The organism is Streptococcus mitis, assembly GCF_019929545.1.
Taxonomy (GTDB): Bacteria; Bacillota; Bacilli; order Lactobacillales; family Streptococcaceae; genus Streptococcus; species Streptococcus mitis_BU.
In genome coordinates this window covers 1-1,415 of the sequence record NZ_JAHZPT010000058.1, presented here as the reverse complement: position 1 = coordinate 1,415, position 1,415 = coordinate 1, and the positions used below count along the sequence as shown (strand labels likewise).

General features: G+C 38.2%; 1 protein-coding gene. It reads right to left on the bottom strand.

Annotated features, from left to right (window positions below; genetic code table 11):
* Nucleotides 1-34 precede the first annotated feature (34 nt).
* Complete coding sequence (locus tag K1I71_RS09475) at nucleotides 35-1,291, bottom strand: ISL3 family transposase (protein ID WP_049501810.1); 1,257 nt, start codon at nucleotides 1,289-1,291, stop codon at nucleotides 35-37.
* Nucleotides 1,292-1,415: the final 124 nt, after the last annotated feature.

Below are 1,415 nucleotides of genomic sequence, written 5' to 3'. Positions count from 1 at the left end.
GGCTCTTTGTCAACTGTAGTGGGTTGAAGAAAAGCTAAGATCGAGAAAGGACACATTTCGTCCTTTCTTTTTTGATATTGAGAGCGATAAAAATCCGTTTTTTGAAGTTTTCAAAGTTCCGAAAACCAAAGGCATTTCGCTTGATAAGTTTGATGAGATTATTGGTCGCTTCCAATTTGGCGTTGGAATAGGGTAGTTGAAGGGCGTTGACAATCTTTTCTTTATCCTTGAGGAAGGTTTTAAAGACAGTCTGAAAAAGAGGATGAACCTGCTTTAGATTGTCCTCAATAAGTCCGAAGAATTTGACAGGTTCCTTGTTCTGAAAGTGAAAAAGCAAGAGTTGATAGAGATTGTAGTGGTGTTTCAAGTCTTCTGAATAGCTCAAAAGCTTGTCTAGAATTTCTTTATTTGTTAAGTGCATGCGAAAAGTAGGGCGATAAAAACGTTTATCACTGAGTTTACGACTATCCTGCTGTATGAGCTTCCAGTAGCGCTTGATGGCTTTGTATTCATGAGATTTTCGCTCAAATTGATTCATGATTTGGACACGGACACGACTCATAGCACGGCTGAGATGTTGGACAATGTGAAAGCGGTCGAGAACGATTTTAGCACATGGGAAAAGCTGTTTAGCTAAGGCATAGTAGGGACTAAACATATCCATCGTAATGATTTTCACCTGACAACGAACAGCTCGCTCGTAGCGCAGAAAGTGATTTCGTATGATAGCCTGTGTTCTGCCTTCAAGAACAGTGATGATGTTAAGATTATCAAAATCTTGTGCAATGAAACTCATCTTTCCCTTGGTAAAGGCATACTCGTCCCAAGACATAATCTCTGGAAGACGAGAAAAATCATGCTTAAAACGGAAGTCATTAAGCTTGCGAATGACAGTTGAAGTTGAAATAGCCAGTTGATGAGCGATATCGGTCATAGAAGTTTTTTCAATCAATTTTTGCGCAATTTTTTGGTTGATAATACGAGGAATTTGGTGATTTTTCTCGACGAGAGAGGTCTGTGAGACCATCATTTTAGAGCAATGATAGCACTTGAAACGACGCTTTTTAAGGAGGATTCTGGTAGGCATACCAGTTGTTTCAAGGTAAGGAATTTTCGATGGTTTTTGGAAGTCATATTTCTTCATTTGACTTCCACATTCAGGACAAGATGGGGCCTCATAATCCAGTTTAGCGATGATTTCCTTGTGGGTATCTCTATTAACAACATCCATAATTTGGACATTAGGGTCTTTGATATCGAGCAGTTTTATGATAAAATGTAATGGTTCCATATGAATCTTTCTAATGAGTTGTTTCGTCGCTTTTCATTATAGGTCATATGGGACTTTTTTTCTACACAAAAATAGGCTCCATAATATTTATAGGAGATTTACCCACTACAAATATTATAGAGCC